This is a genomic window from Streptomyces panaciradicis (genome assembly GCF_023516615.1).
GTDB lineage: Bacteria > Actinomycetota > Actinomycetes > Streptomycetales > Streptomycetaceae > Streptomyces > Streptomyces panaciradicis.
Genome location: NZ_JAMGBF010000311.1, coordinates 1 through 1,788, shown reverse-complemented (window position 1 = coordinate 1,788; position 1,788 = coordinate 1). Strand labels below are relative to the sequence as shown.

Genomic DNA, 1,788 nt, shown 5'->3' with positions numbered 1-1,788 from the left:
ATGTCAACGAGACCTGCGAATGCGGGTGGGTTCGGGAAGTGATCGGGTACGCGTTCGTGCGGCCGGAAGGGGGTGGCAGGTAGGCTAACCACCCTAGGGAGCATCGAGGAGTGGGAGAGACAATGCCCGAGACTGCGCGGCAGATCGCCGACGATCTCCGGGCGCGGATCGAGTCCGGTGAACTACAGCCGGGCGATCGGTTGCCCGGCGAACCTTCGTTGGTGAAGACGTACGGCGTCGCCAAGATGACCGCCAACCAGGCTCTGAAGGTCCTCGTGAGCGAGGGTCTGGCGGTCGCGCGGCCCGGATCCGGAACCTACGTACGGGATTTCAGGCCGATCCGCCGGGTGGCGAACGACCGCCTCTCCAAGACCCGCCGAGAAGCAGGGCAGTCCATCTGGTCAGCCGATGTCGCCCAACGCCCCCTGGTCACGGACGTCCAGGTCTACGAGGCCGAGGCCCCGCGCCAGATCGGGCGGTTGCTGAACCTCGAACCCGGCGCGACGGTCATCGTGCGGAGCCGGAAGTTCGTCGTCGAGGACCGCCCGGTCCAGATCGCGACGTCGTACCTTCCCGCGGATCTCGTGCGAGACACGGCTATCGCCCAGCCGAACACGGGTCCGGGAGGCAGCTACGCCCGCCTGGCCGAACTGGGGGCGGAACCCGTCGCATTCTCGGAGGAGTTGCGAGCACGGATGCCCAGCGAGGAAGAGCGCACCGCTCTGAACCTCGCGGCCGGTACTCCGGTCCTAGAGATCTGCCGCACCGCCTTCACCGAGGACGAGCGCCCCGTAGAGGTCAACCAGATGCTTCTGGACGCCGGTTCGTACGTCCTGGAGTACCGCCTGAGCAGCTGAGCTGTTACAGGATTCCCTACCTCATCAAGCCCCGGCTGCGCTCCGCTCCGCCGGGCGCGCTTCCCGGCTCTGGCCGCGCCCGCGCTCCTGCCTTCGGCCCGCTCGGCACGGCCGCCGCCGACGCGCGCCCACACGTGGATAGGGCCGGAAGCCATGAGTCGATCACCGCATTGAGCGGCCCACGGTCAAGACGATGCCTCCGGCGGGGGATCGGCCGGCACCGGGATGGAGGGGGCGCCGTTTCCGCCCGCGGGTCCGTTGTGGCATGCGCGGGGTGCTCCCATCCCGTCCGCCGTCAACCCAGGCGAAGCCGAGCAGACGCGGCCCATGGCGTCCAGGTCGTTCGTACAGTGGCGCGCTCCACCTGGACGCCATGAACCACGCCCGCTCCACGGTGTGTGGGTCGACGGCGGACGGGATGGGAGTTGGGGTCAGTGGTGGTGAAGGTAGATCGTTGACGCGTCCAAGAGAGCGCGCCAGGATGCGTGTCATGTTGCAGCTCAGCGCGCAAGCCAGCCATGGCGGCCAGGTGTTCCTCTTGATTTGGGGCGTGGCGGCACTGGCCATGGGAGCGGCATTCGGTTCGAAGAAGGGGTCGACCTGGGTTCGCGCAGTTGTCGTGTCCGGGCTCCAAGGATGGCCCTTTGCCCAGGCCCGAGCGCAGAACTTCAGCGGCTTGCGAGCGATAGGCGCACTGCTTGCAACGGCAGGACTGATCGGAATCGGGGCAGCGATCGTCATGTTGTCCGGCGGCTGAAGCACCCGCGCTTGTCAAGCGCGCATATGTTGGTTGACACCAGTGGTTGACACCAACAGGCGTGAACAGCGGCGGTCAGAGACGGTTTCTGGTGGACAGCCAGCCAAGGTCCGCGGGGCGTTAGCCCTTGCCATCGGTACCCCATGATCGACCTGATAAGGATGAGGCCACAGG

At 66.9% G+C, this 1,788-nt stretch carries 2 protein-coding genes; both read left to right on the top strand.

The features are described 5' to 3' along the window. The first annotated feature begins 122 nt into the window (after window positions 1-122). Complete coding sequence (locus M8J74_RS44100) at window positions 123-857, top strand: GntR family transcriptional regulator (RefSeq protein WP_249841762.1); 735 nt, start codon at window positions 123-125, stop codon at window positions 855-857. 490 nt (window positions 858-1,347) lie between these two features. Next, entirely contained in the window at window positions 1,348-1,614 is a 267-nt protein-coding gene (locus M8J74_RS44095; RefSeq protein WP_249841761.1) for a hypothetical protein, read from the top strand. Window positions 1,615-1,788: the final 174 nt, after the last annotated feature.

What these genes read in the sequence shown, in the direction of transcription:
- M8J74_RS44100 (WP_249841762.1), top strand. Translation starts at nt 123, where the DNA reads ATGCCCGAGACTGCGCGGCAGATCGCCGACGATCTCCGGGCGCGGATC.
- M8J74_RS44095 (WP_249841761.1), top strand. Translation starts at nt 1,348, where the DNA reads ATGTTGCAGCTCAGCGCGCAAGCCAGCCATGGCGGCCAGGTGTTCCTC.